The 1,034-nt window shown below is 70.4% G+C and carries 1 protein-coding gene; it reads left to right on the forward strand.

Going from position 1 to position 1,034, the window contains the following annotated elements:
• Positions 1-942: ParB/RepB/Spo0J family partition protein (locus E1284_RS40885; protein WP_243715072.1), on the forward strand; the 942-nt coding region annotated here is incomplete at its 5' end.
• Between the last annotated feature and the right edge of the window lie 92 nt (positions 943-1,034).

A 1,034-nucleotide genomic window follows, 5' to 3' on the forward strand; every position in this document is an offset into this window, starting at 1 on the left:
GCCCCGCCCCCGCCGACACCGGACGAACCCGGCAGCGCGGGAGAGCCCGGTTTTCCCGGCGGCGGCCCCGCCTCGAACGGGACCGCCGTCCATGAACCGGCCCTTGAGCCGGTCGCCGGCGCCCACTTCGCGGAGCTGCCCGTCGGGTCCATCACGGTCAACCCCCGCCAGCCGCGTGAGCACTTCGACGAGCAGGCGCTGTCCGAGCTCGCCGAGTCGATCGGCATCGTCGGCCTCCTGCAGCCGATCGTCGTCCGCAAGGCGTCATCGGGCGAGCACGACTACGAACTGATCATGGGGGAGCGCCGGTGGCGGGCGTCTCAGATGGCCGGACTGGACGTCATCCCGGCGATCGTCCGCGACACCGGTGACAACGATCTGCTCCGTGACGCGCTCATGGAGAACCTCCACCGCCAGCAGCTCAACCCGCTGGAGGAGGCCGCCGCGTACCAGCAGTTGCTGCAGGACTTCGGCGCCACCCATGAGCAGCTCGCCGGCCGCATCGGCCGGTCGCGTCCGCACATCACCAACACGCTCCGGCTGCTGAACCTCCCGCCCGCGGTGCAGCGGCGGGTGGCCGCCGGCGTGCTGTCCGCCGGCCACGCCCGTGCCCTTCTCTCCCTCGACAGCGTCGAGGCGCAGGAGCATCTGGCGCAGCGGATCGTCCAGGAGGGCCTCTCCGTCCGCGCCCTCGAAGAGATGATCGCCCTCCGCGAAGTCGACGACGAGCCGCAGGCGCCACGGCAGGGCCGCCGGAAGAAGCCGGTCGCCCCGGGCCTGAAGGAACTGGCCGACCGGCTCTCCGACCGCTACGAGACCAAGGTCCGCGTGGACATGGGCCGCAACAAGGGCAAGATCGTGGTCGAGTTCGCCACTCTCGAGGACTTGGACCGCATCATCAAGTCCATGGCTCCAGACGACGACGGCGTAAACGACGCCTAACACCCCACCGCTCCACCGCGCCCCGGAAGTCACCAGCTCCGGGGCGCTTCTCGTTCCCCGCTCCCCCAACGTTTCCCGTGAAACATCCCCTG

Origin of the sequence: Actinomadura bangladeshensis, assembly GCF_004348335.1 — a bacterium.
GTDB classification, from domain to species: domain Bacteria; phylum Actinomycetota; class Actinomycetes; order Streptosporangiales; family Streptosporangiaceae; genus Spirillospora; species Spirillospora bangladeshensis.